Source organism: Streptomyces sp. NPDC001108 (assembly GCF_053598535.1).
This window is the reverse complement of sequence record NZ_JBSFKL010000004.1, coordinates 1-17,204: the sequence shown is the minus strand read 5'-3', so window position 1 is coordinate 17,204 and position 17,204 is coordinate 1. Positions and strand designations below refer to the sequence as shown.

The window sequence follows — 17,204 nt, the reverse complement described above, 5'->3', positions numbered from 1 at the left end:
TCGGCTCAGCCGCGCTGGATGCCCGTGGTGTCCTGGAGGACGCCGCGACGCCCGTCCTGGGTCTGGGCGACCAGGCCCGGACCGCGCTGCTCCACCGCGAGGTACCAGGTGCCCGGTGCCAGCTCCGCGATCGGCGTCGGCGAACCGTCCTCGCCGTACAGCGGGCGGGCCACCGGGACCGCGAACCAGAACGGGGTGAAGTCACCGGCCGGCGCCTGCTGGGCGGCCTGCGGGTCCGGCTGACCGGCCTGCGGCTGGCCACCGTACGACGGCTGCTGCGGCTGGCCCGGCTGGCCGCCGTAGGACGGCTGCTGACCGCCCGGGTAGCCGTATCCCGGACCGGGCTGGCCCGGCTGCCCGCCGTACGGCGGCTGCGCGGAGTTCGGGGTGGGGGCGCTCATCAGCGGGGCCTTGAGCGCGGGGACCAGCGGAGTGGCGACCGCGCCGCCCGCGAGGGCCAGCGCCCCGAGCACGCCGAGGATGAGACCGGCGCCCGCGTTGCCGGCGTCGAGCAGGGTCCACAGCGCCGTCCACGCCGAGAAGATGCTGAGCGCGGCGCCGAACTGGCCGAGGTCGAAGCCCGCGACCTTGCGGCCCGGAGTGGCGCGGCTCACGATGATCAGCGCCGCCGCGATGACCCCGGCGAGGTAGACGCTCATCAGGAGGCCGAGGCTGTCCCAGGCGTTGCTGCGGTAGCCGCAGTCGCTCAGGGAGCAGCCGCTGAGGCTGAGGAAAGAGGCGATGAACAGCACGGCCGCTGCTCCGATCACCACGCCGTCGCCTCGTGTGAGGGAGCGGATATTCACGTGAAGGTCCTTAGTCGGTCGTCTCGTCGGGGCGGTCGTCGCTGCCACCGGTACGGATACGGCGGGTTCGGTACGAAGCTTGGGGCGGCCCCCATCGTACGGATGAATCTATCGTCTGCCGGGGCGGGTTGTGCCCTTGCCCGGAAGACGGACGCACATCCCCCCGTTTTCGCCGCAGAACCACCTCTTGCGAAGTCAGGGCCCAACGGGCTCAACGGTCGAGATAGCTGCTGATGCCGTCCGCGATGCCTTGTGCGGCCTTCTGGCGCCAGCCCGCGCTGGTGAGCAGGGCGGCGTCCTTCGGGTCTCGCATATTGCCGCATTCGATGAACACTTTGGGCACGGTCGACAAATTCAGTCCGCCCAGATCCTTTCGGATGTCCAGTCCGGTATTGCCGCCGATGTAATTGGAAGGGGCGCTTCCGGTGGCGCGTACGAAGAGACCGGCGATTCTGGTTCCGAGGTCGCGCGAGGGCGCGACGATCTTCGAGGTGTCCGCCGCCCCGCCCCTTACCAGCCCGGGGACGATCACATGGAAGCCCCGGTTGCCGACCGCCGAACCGTCCGCGTGCACCGACACCACCGCGTCGGCCCGCGCCTCGTTCCCGATCCGGGCCCGCTCGTCCACGCACGGCCCGAACGCCCGGTCGTCGTCGTACGTCAGCACGACCTTGGCGCCCTGCGCCCGGAGCAGGGTGCGCAGCCGGTGCGCGACGTCCAGGGTGAACCGGGCCTCCGCGTAACCGGAGTTGGTCGACGTCCCGGTGGTGTCGCACTCCTTGCGGGTGGTGCCGATGTCCACCTGGCGGTTGATCTCGCGGGTGTGCAGGTGGTTGTCGGGGTTGTGCCCGGGGTCGATGACGACGGTCCGGCCGTGCAGCGGTCCCGAGCCGGTGCCCGCGGGCGGCTCGGCGGCGGGCGGGGTGGTGCGGGACGGTGTCTTCGACGGCGAGGTCCGCCCGGAGGGCTCGGCCGGTCCGGACGCGGACGGGGACGAGGCGGACGCCGAACCGCTCGGATCCGGCCCGGCGGCCGCGCCGCCTCCGCCGACCTCGCCCGCGCCGCACCCCGCGGCGCCCAGCGCGCACACGGCGGCCAGCACGAAGGCTGTCGGGGTACGGCGGCGGCGGGTGGGGGAAACACTCTCGTCGTACGGCATCACGCGATGCTATCGGGGCGTGCGGGCCGCCCCGTCTCAGATGCCGGGCCCGGTCCGCCGCAGCACCCGCAGCGACTCCGTCACCGACACCTCGGTGAACGCGCCGGAGGCCAGGGCCCGTTGGTGGATCCGGTACGGGGCCTGCCCGCCGTCCTCCGGGTCCGGGAACACGTCGTGGATCACCAGCAGCCCGCCCTCGGCGACATGCGGCGCCCAGCCCTCGTAGTCACCGGTGGCGTGCTCGTCGGTGTGGCCGCCGTCGATGAAGACGAAGCCGAGCTTCCCGCCCCAGACGGCCGCGACCTGCGGCGACCGCCCGACCAGCGCCACCACGTGCTCCTCCAGACCGGCCGCGTGCAGGGTCCGGCGGAAGGTGGGCAGCGTGTCCATCCGCCCGACCTCAGGGTCCACCACGGTCGGGTCGTGGTACTCCCAGCCGGGCTGCTGCTCCTCGCTGCCGCGGTGGTGGTCGACGGTGAGGGCCGTCACCCCGGCCGCCCGCGCGGCGTCGGCGAGCAGGATCGTGGAGCGCCCGCAGTACGTACCGACCTCCAGCACCGGCAGCCCCAGCGCGGCCCCCGCGACGGCGGCCGCGTACAGCGCGAGCCCCTCGCCCTCCGGCATGAAGCCCTTGGCGGCCCGGAAGGCGGCGAGAACCTCCGGGGACGGTTCGACGGAAGACGGCTCGGCAACTGACGCGGCGGACACGGGTTCCTCCTGGTGGCGACGGGTACGACTACGCGCCCGGGGGCGGCGCCCCATCGTGCCGCACTTCCCGCACGGGGGGTGCGGCGGGGTGGGAGGGGCTTTCGCCGACGTTGGTGTGGAGCAGCCCCTGCTCGTATTCAGCGTGCATACGGGTCGTACGGGATCTGTTCCGCGGTGGCTGCCTGGTCGGAGCGGAAGGCGTCCAGCGAGATGTCGGGAGCCGTGCGGGACATCGCGGTGAAGTCGCCGCGAGGGGCGAAGCGCCTCCGGCGGCGCAGCGGGACCAGCTCGGCGATGTGGTGACCGTCCCGTGTGACGGTGAAGGACTGCCCGTTCTGGACGGCGTCCAGGTTCTCTTTCGGCCGGTTGCGCAGGTCGCGTTGGGTGATCTCCGGCTGTGCTGCCATACCCGCCACGTTAGCGGGGTGTGCGACCGGCGCTACGCGGTGTCACTCGGGAGGGGGTGCCAGGCCTTCCGGCTGTGGAGGGAACACCGGACCCCCGGCCTCAGCGGCGCAGCATCGACAGCAGCAGCCCGTGGGTCTCCTCGTCGGCGGCGGCCAGGAGCCCGCGACCCGACTGGCCCAGCGGGGCGCCGTCGATGCCGGTGACGACGCAGCCGGCGGCCCGGCACAGGGTGATCCCGGCCGCGAAGTGGACGCTCCCGGAGAGGTCGCCGCCGTCGGTGACGTACGCGGCGCGCTTCCCGGCGGCCACCCAGGCCAGCGCCAGGGTCGTGGACACGACGCGCGGCCGGAACCGTGCGACGAACCCGGGGTGGGCCAGCAGCTCCACGGCCCGGTACTCCGGCGCGCTCGGGAACGGCGGGTCGAGGTTGACGTCGACCAGCCGACTGGCGGACGTGGGCGTCAGCGGCGCGTCGTCGGCCCCGTCGCGTTGCACCCTGGCGGTCTTCCCGTCGGTGGCGAAGACCTCGCCGGTGAACGGGTCGGCCACCGCCGCCGCCCCGTCGCGCAGCGCCACGTTGACGGCCACCAGCAGGGAGCCGACCGCGTAGTTCAGCGTGCCGCACAGGGGGTCCACCAGCCACTGGCGCACGGCCCCGTCGGCCCCCTGCCGCCCGCCCTCCTCGCCCAGCACCGCGTCATCGGGCCGGGCGGCGCGGATGACGTCGACGATCGCCTTCTCGGCCGCCACGTCGGCGGCGGTGGCGAAGTCCCCGGCGCCCTTGTCGATGCGGTCGAGCCGTTGGCCGTACAGCTCCCGGACCACGTCCGCACCCGCTCGCGCCCCGGCCGTCGCGACCGAGACGTCATCCGAACTCGCATAGGAATCAGTCATGTTGTGCAGGTTAAGGGCTGTTTCGCAGGCCGTCCCGGCCCGGCCGTACAGCAGCCGCCCGTACCGGGTGCCCCGCGCCCCGGCCGAACCACAAAGATCTCTTCGCGAACAAATCTTTGCGGAGAACTCTTTGCGAAGAGTTCTTTGCGGTCTAGTGTGTGCGGCATGACGGATGAGCGGGAGGGCCCGGACGGGCCCGCGGTGGAAGCGGAATCGGTTGTCCTGGACGCCAAGGGGCTGCGCGCCCTGGCGCACCCGGTGCGGGTCCGGCTGGTGGGGCTGTTGCGGAAGCACGGCCCGTCGACGGCCACCCGGCTCGCGGAGCGGCTGGGGGTGAACTCCGGCACGGCCAGCTACCACCTGCGCCAGCTCGGCGCGGCCGGATTCGTCGAGGAGGACACCGGGCGCGGCAACGCGCGGGAGCGCTGGTGGCGCTCGGTCCACCGGACGACGGAGCTGCGGGACCGGGAGCTGGCCGTCGAGGAGCCCGAGGCCGTCCTGGCCTACCTCCAGTCGGTCGCCGCCCTGCACACTCTTCAGATCCAGCGGACCCTGGGCGAACTCCAGACGATGGCCCCCGCCTGGCACGACGCGTTCGACATGAGCGACGTGGGCCTGCTGCTCACCCCGGAGGAAGCCGCCGCCTTGCGCCAGGAGTTGTGGGACGTGGTCGGCCGCTACCGCCGGGACAGCCCGGGAGCGGCGGCGACCGCTCCCGAGGGCGCCGGGCGGGTCGAGGTCATCACCCACCTCCTGCCCGATCCGGAGGAGCCGTGACGGCGGACGGGACGGCGGAGGCCGCAGCCACTCGGATACCCGAAGCGCGGTCCTTAAGGCCCCTGTCCGGGGTGCTGGCGGCCATGGCCCTGTCCCTGACCGGCACCCGGATCTCCCTCGTGGCCCTGCCCTGGTTCGTGCTCGTCACGACGGGCAGCGCCACCCGGACCGGCCTGGTCGTCTTCTGCGAGATGGCGCCCTACGTCCTGGTCAAGGCGTTCACCGGACCGGTGGTGGACCGGGCCGGCCCCCGGGTCGTCTCCTGGAGCACCGACCTGACGAGCGCGACCGCCGCCGCTCTGATCCCCCTGCTCCACGTCCTGCACCTGCTGACCTTCCCGCTGCTGCTGGCGCTGGTCGCGGTGATCGGCGCGGCGCGCGGTCCCGGCGATCTGGCCAAGGAGGTCATGGTGCCGGAGGCCGCCGACCGGGGCGCGGTCCCGCTGGAGCGGGCCACCGGCGTGGCCGGTGTGGTCGAGCGGCTGGCCTCCACCATCGGCCCGGCGGCCGGTGGCGCCCTGGTCGCGCTGGTGGGCCCGCTGACCGGACTGGTCGTCAACGCGGTCTGCCTCGTCAGCGGATCGGTGGTCGTCGGGCTGGTGCTGCCGCGCGGCATGGGGCGCGCGGCGAAGGAGGCCGCGCCGGGACCGGACGGCGCGGCGGAGCCGGGCTACTGGAAGCGGTTCGGCGAGGGCTTCACCTTCCTCAGGGGCGAGCCGCTGCTGCTCACCGTCATCGTCATGGTGGCCATCACCAACCTGCTCGACGCGGCGATCGGTTCGGTGCTCCTCCCCGTCTGGGCCAGGGAGTCCGGCAACGGACCGGCCGCGATGGGCCTCATGAGCAGTGTGATGGGGGCCGCGGCGGTGGCCGGGAGCCTGATCGCCGCGACGTTCGCGCACCGGCTGCGCCGTCGGACGGTGGTGCTCGTCGGGTTCCTGCTGGCCGGGGCGCCGAGGTTCCTGATCCTCGCCGCCGATGTCCCGCTGGGGGCGGTGCTGGGCGTCTTCGCCGTGAGCGGGTTCGGCGCCGGGTTCATCAACCCCGTCCTGGGCGCCGTCCTCTTCGAACGGGTCCCGCGCCGCATGCTGGGCCGGGTCAACGCCCTCGGCGACTCGCTCGCCTGGGCCGGAACGCCGCTCGGTGGTCTGCTCGCCGGTGCGGCGGTCGCCGCCGCCGGACTCGTGCCGACCCTGCTGACCTGCGGGATCCTGTATTTCCTCACCACCAACCTGGCCGGACTGCGCCGGGAGTGGCGGGAGATGGACCGTGCGAGACACGCTGCGGCCGGTACGGAAGCGGGGGAGCCCGTCACGTGACGTTCCATCGGGTCCCGTCCGGGATGTGCCAGACGCGCGCGGTGCCGTCCGCCTCGCGTGCGTAGCCGAACCTGTCGTGGGCCGGGCGGCCCGCCCCGTTCCACCAGCGCCACGCGTCCTCGACCCGGGACCAGAGGCCGGGGTCGCCCCCCTGCGTCACGGTGCCGGTGTCGTCGCCCGCGAGCGGTGTACGCGCCCACGAACCGTCCGGGCCCTGCACCTGGAGCGCCATGACCCCGGCGCCGTCCAGATGGTGGACGATCTCCGCCCCCGGCAGGTGGAACGCGAGGACCAGCCGGAAGGCGTAGTGCGCGCGCAGGTCCGCGGCGGTGACCCGCGACCGCCGGGCGCCCGTCTCCGCGGCGGGCCTCGGCCGGCGCGGCGCCGCGTACGTACGGGCGTCGGTGCGGGCGGGCATGAAGCGGCCGCCGGTCGTCGTGAAGTGGCCCAGCGCGCGCCCCTGTTCGTCGACCTCCAGGCGGACGAGCCCGCCCTCGACGCCGAGGGCGATGTCGGTGACCAGGAGGGTGCCGGGCCTGCTCTGCCCGATCCAGGCGGCGGGTACGGCCGGGACGGAGCAGGTCGCGATGATCCGGTCGAACCGGTCGCCGGTGAGGTTGCCCCGGACGCCGTCGCCCGGGACGAGCCGTGGCGCGAAGCCCGCGACCGCCAGCCGGTCCCGCGCCGTGTCGACGACCGCCGGATCGATGTCGACGGAGGTCACCAGGCGGTCCCCGAGCCGGTGGCAGAGCAGGGCCGCGTTGTAGCCGGTGCCGGTGCCGATCTCCAGGACCCGGTGGCCGTCCCCGACGCCGAGGTCTTCGAGCATTCCGGCCATGAGCCGGGGCAGGGTGCTCGACGAGGTCGGGACGCCGGTCCACGCGGTGGCGTCGACCCGCTCGGCGGTGTCCGGGTCGAGCGCGGTCACCAGCGTCTCGTCGCGGTAGGCGGCGGCGAGACCGTCGTCGGTGGCCGCGTCGTGGCTCTCCCGCCACACGCTGATGCCCCGTTCGTTCCGCTCCTGGACGTACCAGCGCGGTACGAAGAGATGGCGGGGCACCCTGCGGAACGCCTGCGACCACGCGGGCGTCCGGATGGCGCCGTCGCGGGCCAGCGCGTCGGCGAGAGCGGCCATGTGCGGCCGGGCTCGGTCGAGGTTCGTCGGAGTGCTCATCGGAGTGCTCACACGGGCTCCCAGCGGGTGGATCGGGTGGATACGGGAGGAGGGGAACGGACACCGCGACGCGCCCCCGGAGGGCGGGCGGGAGGTGTCGCGGCGGACGCGTCAGCGGCTTCGCCGGAGTCGGATCAGAGGGGGATCGACGGGCCCTGCGGGTGCGCGCAGTCGATGTGCCGGTAGAGCGTGACCGGCCCTCCGTCCTGGCGGGGGAGACTGCCCCGGAGGCAGCGGTCGGACGGCTGGATCGGCTCCAGGCAGGCGGGGCAGATGTGTCCCGAGGGTGCGAACGTCCCGTACTCCCAGGGCTGTACGTCGATGCTCATGCCGTCACCCCGCCCTCGACGGGAGCCGCCGGGGCGGCGGCAGTAGTCGGCCCGGCCCCTCGCCCCGCGACGGAGTTGGCGAGCCGGCGCAGCATCCGGGCGAGGTCGTGCAGATGCTGGTAGGACGCGAAGACGAGCGCGCCACCGCTGGGCGTGGAGGCGAGGAGCTGGTCGACCTCCCACCGTACGGAGCGGGACGCGGGCGTCAGCGCGCGGTCCAGCACCTCGTCGGCGAAGAGACCGACCCGTCCGACCAGTTCGGCGGTCCGGAGGTCGATCTCCTCGCGGGTGACGGTGCCGAGCCGGAGGGCGAGGGCGTCCTCGGCGGCCGCGAGTGCGGTCTCGACGTCCAGGGGCAGGCGGTCGGCCCCGTGCGGCGATTGCTCGGGGGAGGCGTGTGTCATGTGGGGGCTCCTGGCTGGGGTCCTGGGCATGGGGAAGGACGGCAGGCGGACGTGATGCGAGGGCGGTGCCGTCGCTTGCGTCCGATTTGGCAACCTTTGGTAATCGTCGCAGCACCGAGGGCAGCCAGGAGCCCATGAGGCGGTTTTCTGCGAGCAGGTTTCCGTGTGAATGTGCGCGCCGCTCCGGCGCGTGCGTTCCCCGGGGTGAGGTGTTCTGCGCGGGAGCAGAACCCGTCTGGTGGCTGCGGGATGTTCTCCGTCCGGTCGGGGGGTCGCGCGTCGCGGAGGGAGGTCAGGAGCGGAAGTCGTCCGGCTGGAGTCTGTTGAGCCAGGCGTGGGTGACGCCGGTCCATCCGATGCGGAGGAAGTCGGCCTTGCCGTCCCCGTCCACATCGGCGAACTGCACGTCTTTCGACGGTACTTCGGCGTCCTCCGCGATCCTGCCGATCCGCCGGTACGTGCCGCCCGCCCCCTTGTCCCCTTCGTTGAGCCAGGCGAAGGCGCCGCCCTTGGCGGTGACCAGGATGCGATCGGCGCGCTCGTCCCCGTTGAGGTCCGCGTACCGGATCTCCTGGACCGTCCCGGTGTTCGACACGGCGTCGCTGATCTTGATGGGCACTTCCCAGTCCAGCCGCTCCTGATCGTTCTCGGGGACGAAATCCTTGTTGAACCAGGCCGTTGTCTCACCGTCCGGCTCGATCAGCAGGTAGTCGTCCCGCCCGCCTCCGGTGACGTCCGCGATGCGGATGCGGGTCTTCGGGTCGATGGACGGCAGATCGCCGCTGGACCCCCACGAGCGCACCTCGAAAGCGCCGGTGTGCGGAGTCATGCACATGCCCGTGCTGTCCGGGAGGCCGCTCTTCCAGGTGCGGATGGACATCCGGCCGTCCAGGAAGACGTCCACGCAGTCCGCATGGCCGTCACCGTCCATGTCGGCGAAGCGGAGTGTGTTGCCGGCGGAGCCGTCGCGGGGCTCGTAGGAGGTCTTCTCCAGGGTGAAAGGCTTCCAGGCCGTGTCCGAAGGGCCGTGGTTCCGGTAGAGCCGGACGTTCTGGTCCTTGTCGACCGAGAGGAAGTCCTCCTTGCCGTCGCCGTCGATGTCGGCCATCCAGAACGTGTCCGTCGACGGGAACTCCTTGCTCTGGATGACGCCGCGGTCCTCCCACCCCGCACCGAGCTTGCTGGGGGCCGTGTCCTTGGAGCCGGGGCCCGCGGCCTGCATGGCGTCGGACCTGAAGTCGGAGCCGGTGAGTTCCGGCACGAGATACACGGCCGCGGCGATGGCCACCGGAACGGCCAGCGCGGTCAGGACGACCACCGGCCGTCGACGGAGGCGGCCGCGGAGACGCGACTGGGCAGAGGGCGTGCCGGGCCGCGCGTCGGAGGGCTGCTCGCCGGAGGGCTCGGCGTCGGACGGCTGCGCACTGGAGCGCGGCTCCTGTCCCTCGGCGGCGTCCCGGTCCGGGGCCGGCGCACCGCCCGCGGCCACCCGGCGAGCGGCGGCGGCCATCACGGCGGCGTTGACGAAGCGGTCCTCGGGGTCCTTGGCGAGCGCCTTCGCGATGAACTCCCTGGCCCCCTTCGACATGTCGCCGGGAAGCTCCGGTACGGGCTCCTCGATGTGCTTGAGGGCGACCTCGACGGGCGACCCGCCCCTGAACGGCGGCTCTCCGGTGAGCAGTTCGTAGCAGACCACCCCGATGGCGTAGAGGTCGGACGCCGGGATCGCGGGGAGGCCCCGGGACTGCTCGGGGGCCATGTAGCGCGCGGTGCCGATGATCGCGTTCCGGCTGGTCAGCCGGGTGTCGGTCTCGGCGCGGGCGATACCGAAATCGGTCACCGCCACCCGGCCGTCCTTGCGCAGCATCATGTTCGACGGCTTGATGTCGCGGTGCACGATGCCGAGCCGGTGCACGGTGTGCAGCGCGTCGAGCGCCTCGGCGGCGAGCTCGAAGACCCGGGCGGCGGGGAGGAGCCCGTACTCCGCGCGGACCTCGTCCAGGGTCCTGCCCTCGACGAGTTCCATGACGATGTACGCGGCGTGCGCCGCCGCACCGTCGGGCCCGCCGCTCGCGGGGAACACCTGCTCGCCGTAGTCGTGGACGCCGACGACCCCCGGGTGGTGAATGGCGGCGAGGATCTTGGCCTCCCGCCGGAAGCGCGGGAGGAAGGAATTGTCCTCAAGCCCCGAGGGATGCAGCATCTTCACCGCGACCGGGCGACGTAACACCTGGTCCTCGGCGCGCCAGACCTCCCCCATGGCGCCCTGTCCCAGCCGCCCGTCCAGCACGTACCGGTCACCGATGAGCGTTCCTCGACCCCACACGTTCGCGCACCTCGTCATGTTTCCGCCGTGCGCGGAGTTCGTGGCGTCGGCCGTACGCGGCACAGCGTTCCGGAAGTCGGTCCCCGGAAAGAGTACGGCCCGCGAAGAAGGCTCCCTGGGTTCGTCAATGAGCTGTCCGGATCCGGCAGTTGACCGGGCTGGGGGACAAGGCGACAGAAGAGCCCATTTCCGCAACACTTGGTAATCGTGACAGTGCGGACGGTAATGTGGAGCTGTCGCAGAGAAATTCTGCGTGCAGATTCTTGCGCGAATTTCTGCGCCTCTCCGGCGTGTTCGCGCCCCCGGACGGAGTGTTCTGCGTCGGCGCAGAACACTCCTTGCGGCAACGGAACATTCTCCGTCACACTGGGTAACAAGTCCTGGGAGGCAGAAGATGATTACAGATGTGGAGTCGGCAACGCCCGCACTCTGCCGTCTTCAGTTAGGACGTGAACTTCGCAAGCTCCGGCACGAGGCCGGCCTCACCTCGACCCAGGTCGTCCGGACGCTGCTCTGCAGCCCGTCGAAGCTGACGCGGCTGGAGACGGGGGACAACCTGGTCGTCGAGGCCGTGGACGTGATGGCGCTCTGCGAGATCTACAAGGCGACCCCCGAGCAGCGCTCCCTGCTGATGGGGTACGCGGCCGTCACCAAGACGAAGAAGGACTGGTGGCAGTCCCCCGAGTACCGGCCTGCCATCGCGCCCACGTTCAAGGCGTACTTGGGCCTGGAGGCCACGGCATCCGCACTGCACAAGTACGAGGGTGAGTTCGTGCCGGGTCTCCTCCAGACCGAGGAGTACGTGCGCGCTATCTACCAGCGTGAGCACGAGCGGCTTTCGGCCGACGAGATCGACCGACTTGTCGAGGTACGAATGACCCGGCAGGAAGTGCTCGATCGCAGTTCGGTGCCGCTCAAGTTCGCGGCGGTCATCAACGAGGCGGTTCTCCGCCGCCAGGTCGGCAGTCCGGCCGTCATGCGGGCGCAGATAGAGCATCTGGCGGAGGTGGCCGCTCGGCCCTCCGTGCGGGTGCAGGTCGTTCCCTTCAAGGCGGGTGTGCACCCCGGGATGAACGGTGCCTTCACGCTGTTCCGGCTCGGCGACGCGGAGTCCATCGTTTACCTGGAGTACCTGGGCGGGGCTTCGGTCATGCGTAAGCGCGCCGATGTGGGCCTATACGAAGAGGCGTTCAACGACCTCCAGATTCTTGCCGTGGGACCACAGGAATCCCTCGGCATGATCAGAGAAGCAATCAAGGAGCATTGATTTACATGACCACTCATCAGCTCGCCGGTGCCGACTGGTTCAAGTCGAGCTACAGCAACAACCAGGGTGGCGACTGCGTCGAGGGCGCTCGGCTGGACGGGCGGGTGATGGCTGTCCGGGACTCCAAGGCCCCCGGCCAGGGCGTCTGCGTCTTCCCGGCCGCCGCCTGGTGCGCGTTCGTCGCCGAGGTGAAGGCCGCCGACACCGTCGCCTGACGTTCTGGACGATCCTGATGTCCCGTACGGGAACCGAGGAATCGAGGAGCTGTGAACCCCATGTCCATCCCGGCTGAGACCTTGCACGGAGCCGACTGGTTCAAGTCGAGCTACAGCAACGACCAGGGCGGCAACTGCGTCGAAGGTGCCCGCTTCGGCGGGCGGGTGATGGCCGTGCGTGATTCCAAGGACCCCGGCCGGGGCGTCTGCGTCTTCCCGGCCGCCGCCTGGAGCGCGTTCGTCACCGGGCTCACGTCCGGCGCCTGACGCGTCTCCCGAGCGGAGGTCCCCGCCCCTGCCCCGGCAGGGACCTCCGCACCACACCCCCTCCGGGGGAAGTTCCAGGGGCACGCCCTTCTCGTTTGGAGTTCTCCGGTGACCGTTCGTCGAGTCGTGCCCAACATCCAGTCGGAGAAGGGGCAGGAGAGCCGGGACTTCTACGGCCTGCTGGGCTTCGAGGAGGTCATGAACCATGGCTGGATCATGACGCTCGCCTCCCCGTCCAACCCGGCGGCGCAGATCAGCGTCATGACCGCCGATCTAACGGCACCGGTCACCCCCGACATGAGCGTGGAGGTGGACGACGTGGACGCGGCCTACGCGGTCATGCGGGAGAGCGGCGCGGAGATCGTCCACCCTTTGCAGGACGAGGAGTGGGGCGTGCGGCGCTTCTTCGTGCGCGACCCTTCCGGCCGCGTGGTCAACGTACTGAGCCACCGCTGACGGCCTGCCGACAGGCCCTACTGATCCATCGTGGTGACAAGCGTGGAGGAGATATGGGCCAGGGCGGGATCCGAGGCGATGAAGAACGTCTCGACCCCGGCCAGTTCGTGGTTCATCCGGGCCATCGGCATCTCGTAGTCCAGGTCGGAAGTGCCCCGGACTCCCCGGACGACGACATCGATCCCGCCCCGGCGGCAGTAGTCGACCAGAAGGCCCCCGGTATGGGAGTCCACCGTGACGTTGGGCAGCCCGGCCGCCGCCGCGCGGAGCCGTTCCAGCCGCTCCGCGACGGGGAGACGCCCGGTCTTGTTCGCGTTGGACATCACGCACACGACGACCTCGTCGAACAGGAGGGACGCCCGCCGGAGTATGTCCTGATGCCCTTGCGTGACCGGGTCGAAAGATCCTGGGAAGAGGGCTCGCATGACCGGAGAGAGTACAGGGCGCCCTGCCTTCGACGGACGCGAACCGGCCGCACGAGTCGTCGTCGCACGCGGCGCGGCCTGGCGACCACGAGCGTCGCGTCGTGCGCGCCGCTGGCTGGCCAGTTGAGCGGGTTGGCGGAAGGTGTCGGTGCGACCCCGCCAGCGCTTCAGTGTCGGCGGCGGTTGAGCACCCCGATAAGAGTGGCGAGATCGGCGGCACCGGCGGGGTCGTCCGCGTAGCGGGTGGTCTGGAGAGGGCCGACCTCTGGAAGGACGATGTCCTCCCGCGCCAGGACATGGACCAAGGTCAGCAGTGCGGCGCGGGCGTTGCCATCGGTGAAGGGGTGGAAGAACGCCACGTCGAGGTAGGCGCGGGCCGCGCGTGCCGCCAGCGGGATGTCCGGGTCGGTCGTCTCGCGCAGGCAGCCATCGAAATCGGCCTGCGTGCGAGGGGTGAGGCCGTAGCGCTCGCGGCCGGCCTTCGCGTAGGCGTCGCCCATGCGGAACGGTGTCCCTGGTGCGGCGAGCACTTCGCGCTGCCAGCCGGCCAGGAGCGCGAAGTTCAGCGGGCTCCGGCGTGCGGCATCCTCTCGGGCCAGGGCGTGGGCGGCGAGCAGACGCTCGGCGCGAATCGGGTCGCGTCGGCGCACCGGTCCCTCGCACCAGGCTTGGAACCCGTCGCGGCCGGCCGGGGCCCGTTGCAGCACCGGTGCACATGGCCAGTCGACCTCGCGGCGCACGCGCAGCCAGACCGAAAGGCTGTCAGTAGCGGTCATGGAACTCCTCCAGCACCGCCCTCTCACGGTGGTCCTGGTACGGGGCGCGGCCGGTGAGGCCGATGGCGAGATCCTCGCCGACGGATTCGATCAGCGTTCGCTCCGGACGGACCCAGCTCTCAAACCGGCCACCGATCGCACTCTTCACCGCTTGCGAGGCTTCGGCCGGGTCCATGCCGGTACTGGTGAGGTACCAGCCCAGGACGATCGACGCCTGCCCGTACCAGCCGCCCTCCGCACCCGAGTCCAGGGTGTGGGTCACGAGTCGGACGCAGGCCCGATCCAGGTGCCAACTGCGATCCTCGGGCGAGGCGTCCGGCGGCGGCGCCAGTTCGGCGAAGCGCTGGGCCGTTCGCTCCAACCACTCCCGCCACTCCAGCAGCGCGGCCACGACTCGTTCTGCGGTCGCGTCGGGGGTCGTCACCGAGCTTGACCCTCTGACCCAGTTTCCGATGGGCCCACCGTCGAGGTAGCACCAGCTCCATCCCCAGGCCCAGGTGCCGTATCGCTCCCGGACGACCGCGTCCACCTGACTCTCACACCAGTGTTCTGCCTGCCACCGACCAGCCATGCCGGAGAGCACGGGCGGCACCCACTCGCGGACCAGCGAGCGGAGACGTTCCTCCTCGTCCTCGTCCCAGGCGAACGGGTGGCGGGCGGGGTCGGACGCATCCCAGTCCCGAATGTCCTCGTTGGTGACGCGGGGCACGCGGTTGTCGGGGAAAGGCAGGGTGTCACGGGTGTACGTCAGGGCTGGCCACTCTTCCTGTCCGATGCGATCGACCCATCAGTTTCGGCTGGATGCCCCTGGGGCCGCGAACGGTTTTTCTGACCGCGCCGGCTTGTTCCCGCCATGCCGTGCCGCCTCGGTCCTGTCGTCCTCAGGGGTGGTAGAGGCCGTGGGCGCGGCTCGGATCGGGCGACCCGGCCCCGCCGAGGTCGAGGAAGTGGTGTATCTGCCATGCCTGGGTGTTGCGTGCCTGTCTGCTGGTCGTGGTCACCCACGGCGGGTAGACGCGGAAACCGCGTTTCCCGCCGGAGCCGTTCCGGGAGACGATGCCGCGCTCGCACAACACCTCGCGCGGGAACACGAACTGGCCGAAACCGTTGGTGTCGCGGCAGCTGATGACGAAGAGGTCCACCCCGTCGTCCATGTCGAAGGGGCGGATCGGCCCTTCCTCGGACCGCTGCCACACTGTGACGAACTGGCCCACCTTCGTCGGGGTGGTTCTGGCCGAGCGGAACCGGACCGAGCGGCCGTCGAGGGTGAACGCGCAGGCCGCGTACTCGGCGCTCTCCGGCTCGGGCACCGGCCGCGAGCAGGCGTAACCGCCCGGGTCGTACACCAGTGCCTTCGCCGCCAGCAGGTCGCCATGAAGGCCCGTCCAAGGATGATTCGTCATTATTCGGTCATCCTTTCACCGTGCTCGTGCACTCCTGCGCGCCCGGCCCCGCCTTTCGCGGCGCCGGACGGCCCGAGGGGGCCGACCTCCCCGTCATCCTGGAGGTCGTCACGGCCTCTTTTCGGGCTTTTTGGTGGCTACTGAACCTTGATGCCGCTTCGCGACGAAGTGGGGCGAAAATCAGTCATAGTCCGATGATGTGATGCCATCGTGTGAATGAACTGCGTAGGTTCTGTGCTCGGTTCGGGATGTTCTGTGATGCCCGGCCGCAGAGTTCGTCCACTGGAACCGAAGGGGAAATCGCATGGCTGACATCGACCTCGGCGTGGCATCCGACTGGGACGAGGGGGACACCCATGGCCGCGTCAAGCTGCGGCAGAACCAGGTCTACCCGACGTCGCCGAAGAAGGACGTGCTCATCAGCTCCCCGGTGAGCATCGAGCTGTCCGTGAACACGAACTACTCCTCCTCGCAGGAGGCGGACAAGATCTACTTCACGACTCACCACGGCTCGACGAAGAAGATCATCGCGGTGCTCGACTCCGACGGCAATCTGCACATCGCCGGCCGCCTGATCACCGAGCAGAAGGACCTCGGCTACTAGACGGTTCCCTTCGGGCCACGTAGCCGGCCATGAAGGTGGCGGCGAGGTGGGCGGTGGGGCTCCGGTTGTAGCGGGTGGCGCGATCCTCACCACCCGCTACGACGAAACCGCCAGTTCTGCGAACCGGCCGTCGCCCTCGCCCCCCTCCTGATGTCGGACTGGCCGTCGTCGGAGGGGGCGGTCACGTCCGGCGCCCCGGACGGGCAATAGCCTTGAGTCTCCAGCGACTGGAGACAGCAGGGTTGGGGACATGGACGTTACGACCCTCTACTCGATCGGGGAGCTTTCCCGGCGGACCGGCTTGTCCGTGAGGACCATCCGGTTCTACTCCGATTCGGGGGTGGTAGCGCCGACCACCCGAAGTCCCGCCGGTTATCGGCTCTACGACCTCAACGCACTGCTTCGTCTGGAACTTCTGCGCACACTGCGCGAGCTGGGCATGGACCTGGCCACGATCCAACGGGTACTGGACCGTGAGCTCTCCGTGGCGGAAGTCGCCGCGGCGCACGCCGACGCCATGGACGTCCAGATCCGGGTGCTGCAACTGCGTCGGAGTGTCCTGCGAGTCGTGGCCGGGCGCGGGTCCGATCCCGAGGAGATCAAGCTCATGCACAGGCTCACGCAGTTGTCCGGCGAGGAACGCCGACGTCTGATCCACGAATTCATGGACGGCACCTTCGGCACAGTGGATGCCGACCCTGCTGCGGTGGCCATGGTTCGCGCTGCCACTCCCGACCTCCCCGATGATCCGTCCGGCGAGCAGATCGCCGCGTGGGTGGAGCTCGCCGGGCTGGTCGGCGATGAGGACTTCCGGGCCCGGATGCGCCGCATGGCCATATGGCAGGCCGCCGGGCGCCCGCTCGACATCGAGAGCGAAGCGGGCGAGGAACTGATGAACTTCACCCGTCAGAAAGTGGCCGACGCCATGGAGTCGGGCATCGACCCGCTCAGCAACAGGGCCGTACCCGTCATCGACGACCTCGTGCACCGCTTCGCCGAGGTGTTCGCGCGCACCCCGGACACGGAATTCCGGAACTGGATGGCCCAGCAGTTCGAAGAGGCACACGATCCCATGGTGGACCGGTACTGGCGGCTGGTGTGGATCGTCAACGGCTGGCAGGTAGTACCGAACCTGATTCCGGTGTACCCCTGGCTCATCCAGGCCCTGCGAGACAACCGCGCCGCATAGTCACCGCAGTGCAGACCGCTCTCGATCCCTGAACGGGTCCACGGGGCGGTCTGCGCACATGGCGCGGGGGCGTCCAATGCCGGTGTGTGACGACAGACTTGGACACCCTCGCAAACGACCAAACCGAACAGCCGGTCAAAGGTCGCTGATCGCTTACGACCACTGATCGTGAGACACCCCTTGGACTCATTCATCTAGTGGCGGGGCTTGGTCGTGGGCTGCTTCTTCTGGTTGTAGATCTCCTTGCCGGCCGCGTTGTAGGCGTGGATGTAGGGGGTCGGGGTGAGGGAGTTCTTGT

21 protein-coding genes are annotated in these 17,204 nt (G+C 70.5%); 8 read left to right on the top strand and 13 right to left on the bottom strand.

Annotation, left to right across the window (positions count from 1 at the left end):
• Positions 1 to 5: 5 nt before the first annotated feature.
• The 5 genes from ACWC97_RS11550 to ACWC97_RS11530 form a co-directional block, all read right to left on the bottom strand.
• Positions 6 to 806, bottom strand: a complete 801-nt coding sequence (locus ACWC97_RS11550) for a hypothetical protein (RefSeq protein WP_352279356.1) — start codon at positions 804 to 806, stop codon at positions 6 to 8.
• 211 nt (positions 807 to 1,017) lie between these two features.
• Positions 1,018 to 1,965, bottom strand: a complete 948-nt coding sequence (locus tag ACWC97_RS11545) for an N-acetylmuramoyl-L-alanine amidase (RefSeq protein WP_450648850.1) — start codon at positions 1,963 to 1,965, stop codon at positions 1,018 to 1,020.
• A gap of 36 nt (positions 1,966 to 2,001) precedes the next feature.
• Positions 2,002 to 2,589 (bottom strand): class I SAM-dependent methyltransferase, encoded by a 588-nt coding sequence (locus ACWC97_RS11540; protein WP_352279469.1) that lies wholly within the window; start codon positions 2,587 to 2,589, stop codon positions 2,002 to 2,004.
• Between the two features lie 221 nt (positions 2,590 to 2,810).
• Entirely contained in the window at positions 2,811 to 3,080 is a 270-nt protein-coding gene (locus ACWC97_RS11535; RefSeq protein ID WP_450648848.1) for a type II toxin-antitoxin system Phd/YefM family antitoxin, read from the bottom strand.
• 100 nt (positions 3,081 to 3,180) lie between these two features.
• Positions 3,181 to 3,975, bottom strand: coding sequence for an inositol monophosphatase family protein (locus ACWC97_RS11530; RefSeq protein WP_450648846.1), 795 nt, complete (start codon positions 3,973 to 3,975; stop codon positions 3,181 to 3,183).
• Between the two features lie 165 nt (positions 3,976 to 4,140).
• Here ACWC97_RS11530 and ACWC97_RS11525 point away from each other — a divergent pair, with 165 nt between their 5' ends.
• Positions 4,141 to 4,752 carry an ArsR/SmtB family transcription factor gene (locus ACWC97_RS11525; RefSeq protein WP_450648844.1) on the top strand — a complete coding sequence of 204 codons (612 nt, stop codon included), beginning with the start codon at positions 4,141 to 4,143 and terminating at the stop codon, positions 4,750 to 4,752.
• 83 nt (positions 4,753 to 4,835) lie between these two features.
• Positions 4,836 to 6,071 (top strand): MFS transporter, encoded by a 1,236-nt coding sequence (locus ACWC97_RS11520; protein ID WP_450648842.1) that lies wholly within the window; start codon positions 4,836 to 4,838, stop codon positions 6,069 to 6,071.
• On the opposite strand, the gene ACWC97_RS11515 is transcribed toward ACWC97_RS11520, so the two are convergent.
• The 4 genes from ACWC97_RS11515 to ACWC97_RS11500 all read right to left on the bottom strand — a co-directional run bounded on the left by ACWC97_RS11515 (position 6,064) and on the right by ACWC97_RS11500 (position 10,304).
• On the bottom strand, positions 6,064 to 7,245 hold the full coding sequence (locus ACWC97_RS11515; protein ID WP_352279351.1) for a methyltransferase domain-containing protein: 1,182 nt from the start codon (positions 7,243 to 7,245) through the stop codon (positions 6,064 to 6,066). The genes ACWC97_RS11520 and ACWC97_RS11515 overlap by 8 nt on opposite strands.
• Before the next feature lie 134 nt (positions 7,246 to 7,379).
• Entirely contained in the window at positions 7,380 to 7,574 is a 195-nt protein-coding gene (locus tag ACWC97_RS11510) for a hypothetical protein (RefSeq protein WP_352279350.1), read from the bottom strand.
• A complete protein-coding gene (locus ACWC97_RS11505) occupies positions 7,571 to 7,978 on the bottom strand; it encodes a hypothetical protein (RefSeq protein ID WP_352279349.1) in 408 nt (135 codons plus the stop codon). The genes ACWC97_RS11510 and ACWC97_RS11505 overlap by 4 nt, the downstream gene beginning before the upstream one ends.
• A 292-nt stretch (positions 7,979 to 8,270) precedes the next feature.
• Positions 8,271 to 10,304 (bottom strand): protein kinase domain-containing protein, encoded by a 2,034-nt coding sequence (locus ACWC97_RS11500; protein WP_450648839.1) that lies wholly within the window; start codon positions 10,302 to 10,304, stop codon positions 8,271 to 8,273.
• A gap of 394 nt (positions 10,305 to 10,698) precedes the next feature.
• On the opposite strand from ACWC97_RS11500, the gene ACWC97_RS11495 reads away from it, so the two are divergent.
• The 4 genes from ACWC97_RS11495 to ACWC97_RS11480 all read left to right on the top strand — a co-directional run bounded on the left by ACWC97_RS11495 (position 10,699) and on the right by ACWC97_RS11480 (position 12,509).
• A complete protein-coding gene (locus ACWC97_RS11495; RefSeq protein WP_352279347.1) occupies positions 10,699 to 11,571 on the top strand; it encodes a helix-turn-helix domain-containing protein in 873 nt (290 codons plus the stop codon).
• 5 nt (positions 11,572 to 11,576) lie between these two features.
• The gene (locus ACWC97_RS11490) at positions 11,577 to 11,786 is read left to right on the top strand and encodes a DUF397 domain-containing protein (protein ID WP_352279345.1); all 210 of its coding nucleotides are present in this window, start codon (positions 11,577 to 11,579) and stop codon (positions 11,784 to 11,786) included.
• Positions 11,787 to 11,846: 60 nt separating this feature from the next.
• A complete protein-coding gene (locus tag ACWC97_RS11485) occupies positions 11,847 to 12,053 on the top strand; it encodes a DUF397 domain-containing protein (RefSeq protein WP_450648837.1) in 207 nt (68 codons plus the stop codon).
• Between the two features lie 108 nt (positions 12,054 to 12,161).
• On the top strand, positions 12,162 to 12,509 hold the full coding sequence (locus ACWC97_RS11480; RefSeq protein WP_450648835.1) for a VOC family protein: 348 nt from the start codon (positions 12,162 to 12,164) through the stop codon (positions 12,507 to 12,509).
• Between the two features lie 17 nt (positions 12,510 to 12,526).
• Here the strand turns inward: ACWC97_RS11480 and coaD are convergent, their stop codons facing one another.
• From coaD to ACWC97_RS11460, 4 genes are all read right to left on the bottom strand, one after another.
• On the bottom strand, positions 12,527 to 12,934 hold the full coding sequence (gene coaD, locus ACWC97_RS11475) for a pantetheine-phosphate adenylyltransferase (protein ID WP_352279340.1): 408 nt from the start codon (positions 12,932 to 12,934) through the stop codon (positions 12,527 to 12,529).
• Positions 12,935 to 13,101: 167 nt separating this feature from the next.
• Positions 13,102 to 13,710 (bottom strand): Fic family protein, encoded by a 609-nt coding sequence (locus tag ACWC97_RS11470; RefSeq protein ID WP_450648833.1) that lies wholly within the window; start codon positions 13,708 to 13,710, stop codon positions 13,102 to 13,104.
• On the bottom strand, positions 13,697 to 14,134 hold the full coding sequence (locus ACWC97_RS11465; protein ID WP_450648831.1) for a hypothetical protein: 438 nt from the start codon (positions 14,132 to 14,134) through the stop codon (positions 13,697 to 13,699). The genes ACWC97_RS11470 and ACWC97_RS11465 overlap by 14 nt, the downstream gene beginning before the upstream one ends.
• Positions 14,135 to 14,591: 457 nt before the next feature.
• Positions 14,592 to 15,116 carry a MepB family protein gene (locus ACWC97_RS11460; RefSeq protein ID WP_450649231.1) on the bottom strand — a complete coding sequence of 175 codons (525 nt, stop codon included), beginning with the start codon at positions 15,114 to 15,116 and terminating at the stop codon, positions 14,592 to 14,594.
• Between the two features lie 301 nt (positions 15,117 to 15,417).
• On the opposite strand from ACWC97_RS11460, the gene ACWC97_RS11455 reads away from it, so the two are divergent.
• Entirely contained in the window at positions 15,418 to 15,717 is a 300-nt protein-coding gene (locus ACWC97_RS11455; RefSeq protein WP_352279334.1) for a DUF6342 family protein, read from the top strand.
• A gap of 250 nt (positions 15,718 to 15,967) precedes the next feature.
• Positions 15,968 to 16,906 carry a MerR family transcriptional regulator gene (locus ACWC97_RS11450; RefSeq protein ID WP_352279333.1) on the top strand — a complete coding sequence of 313 codons (939 nt, stop codon included), beginning with the start codon at positions 15,968 to 15,970 and terminating at the stop codon, positions 16,904 to 16,906.
• Positions 16,907 to 17,204 lie beyond the last annotated feature (298 nt).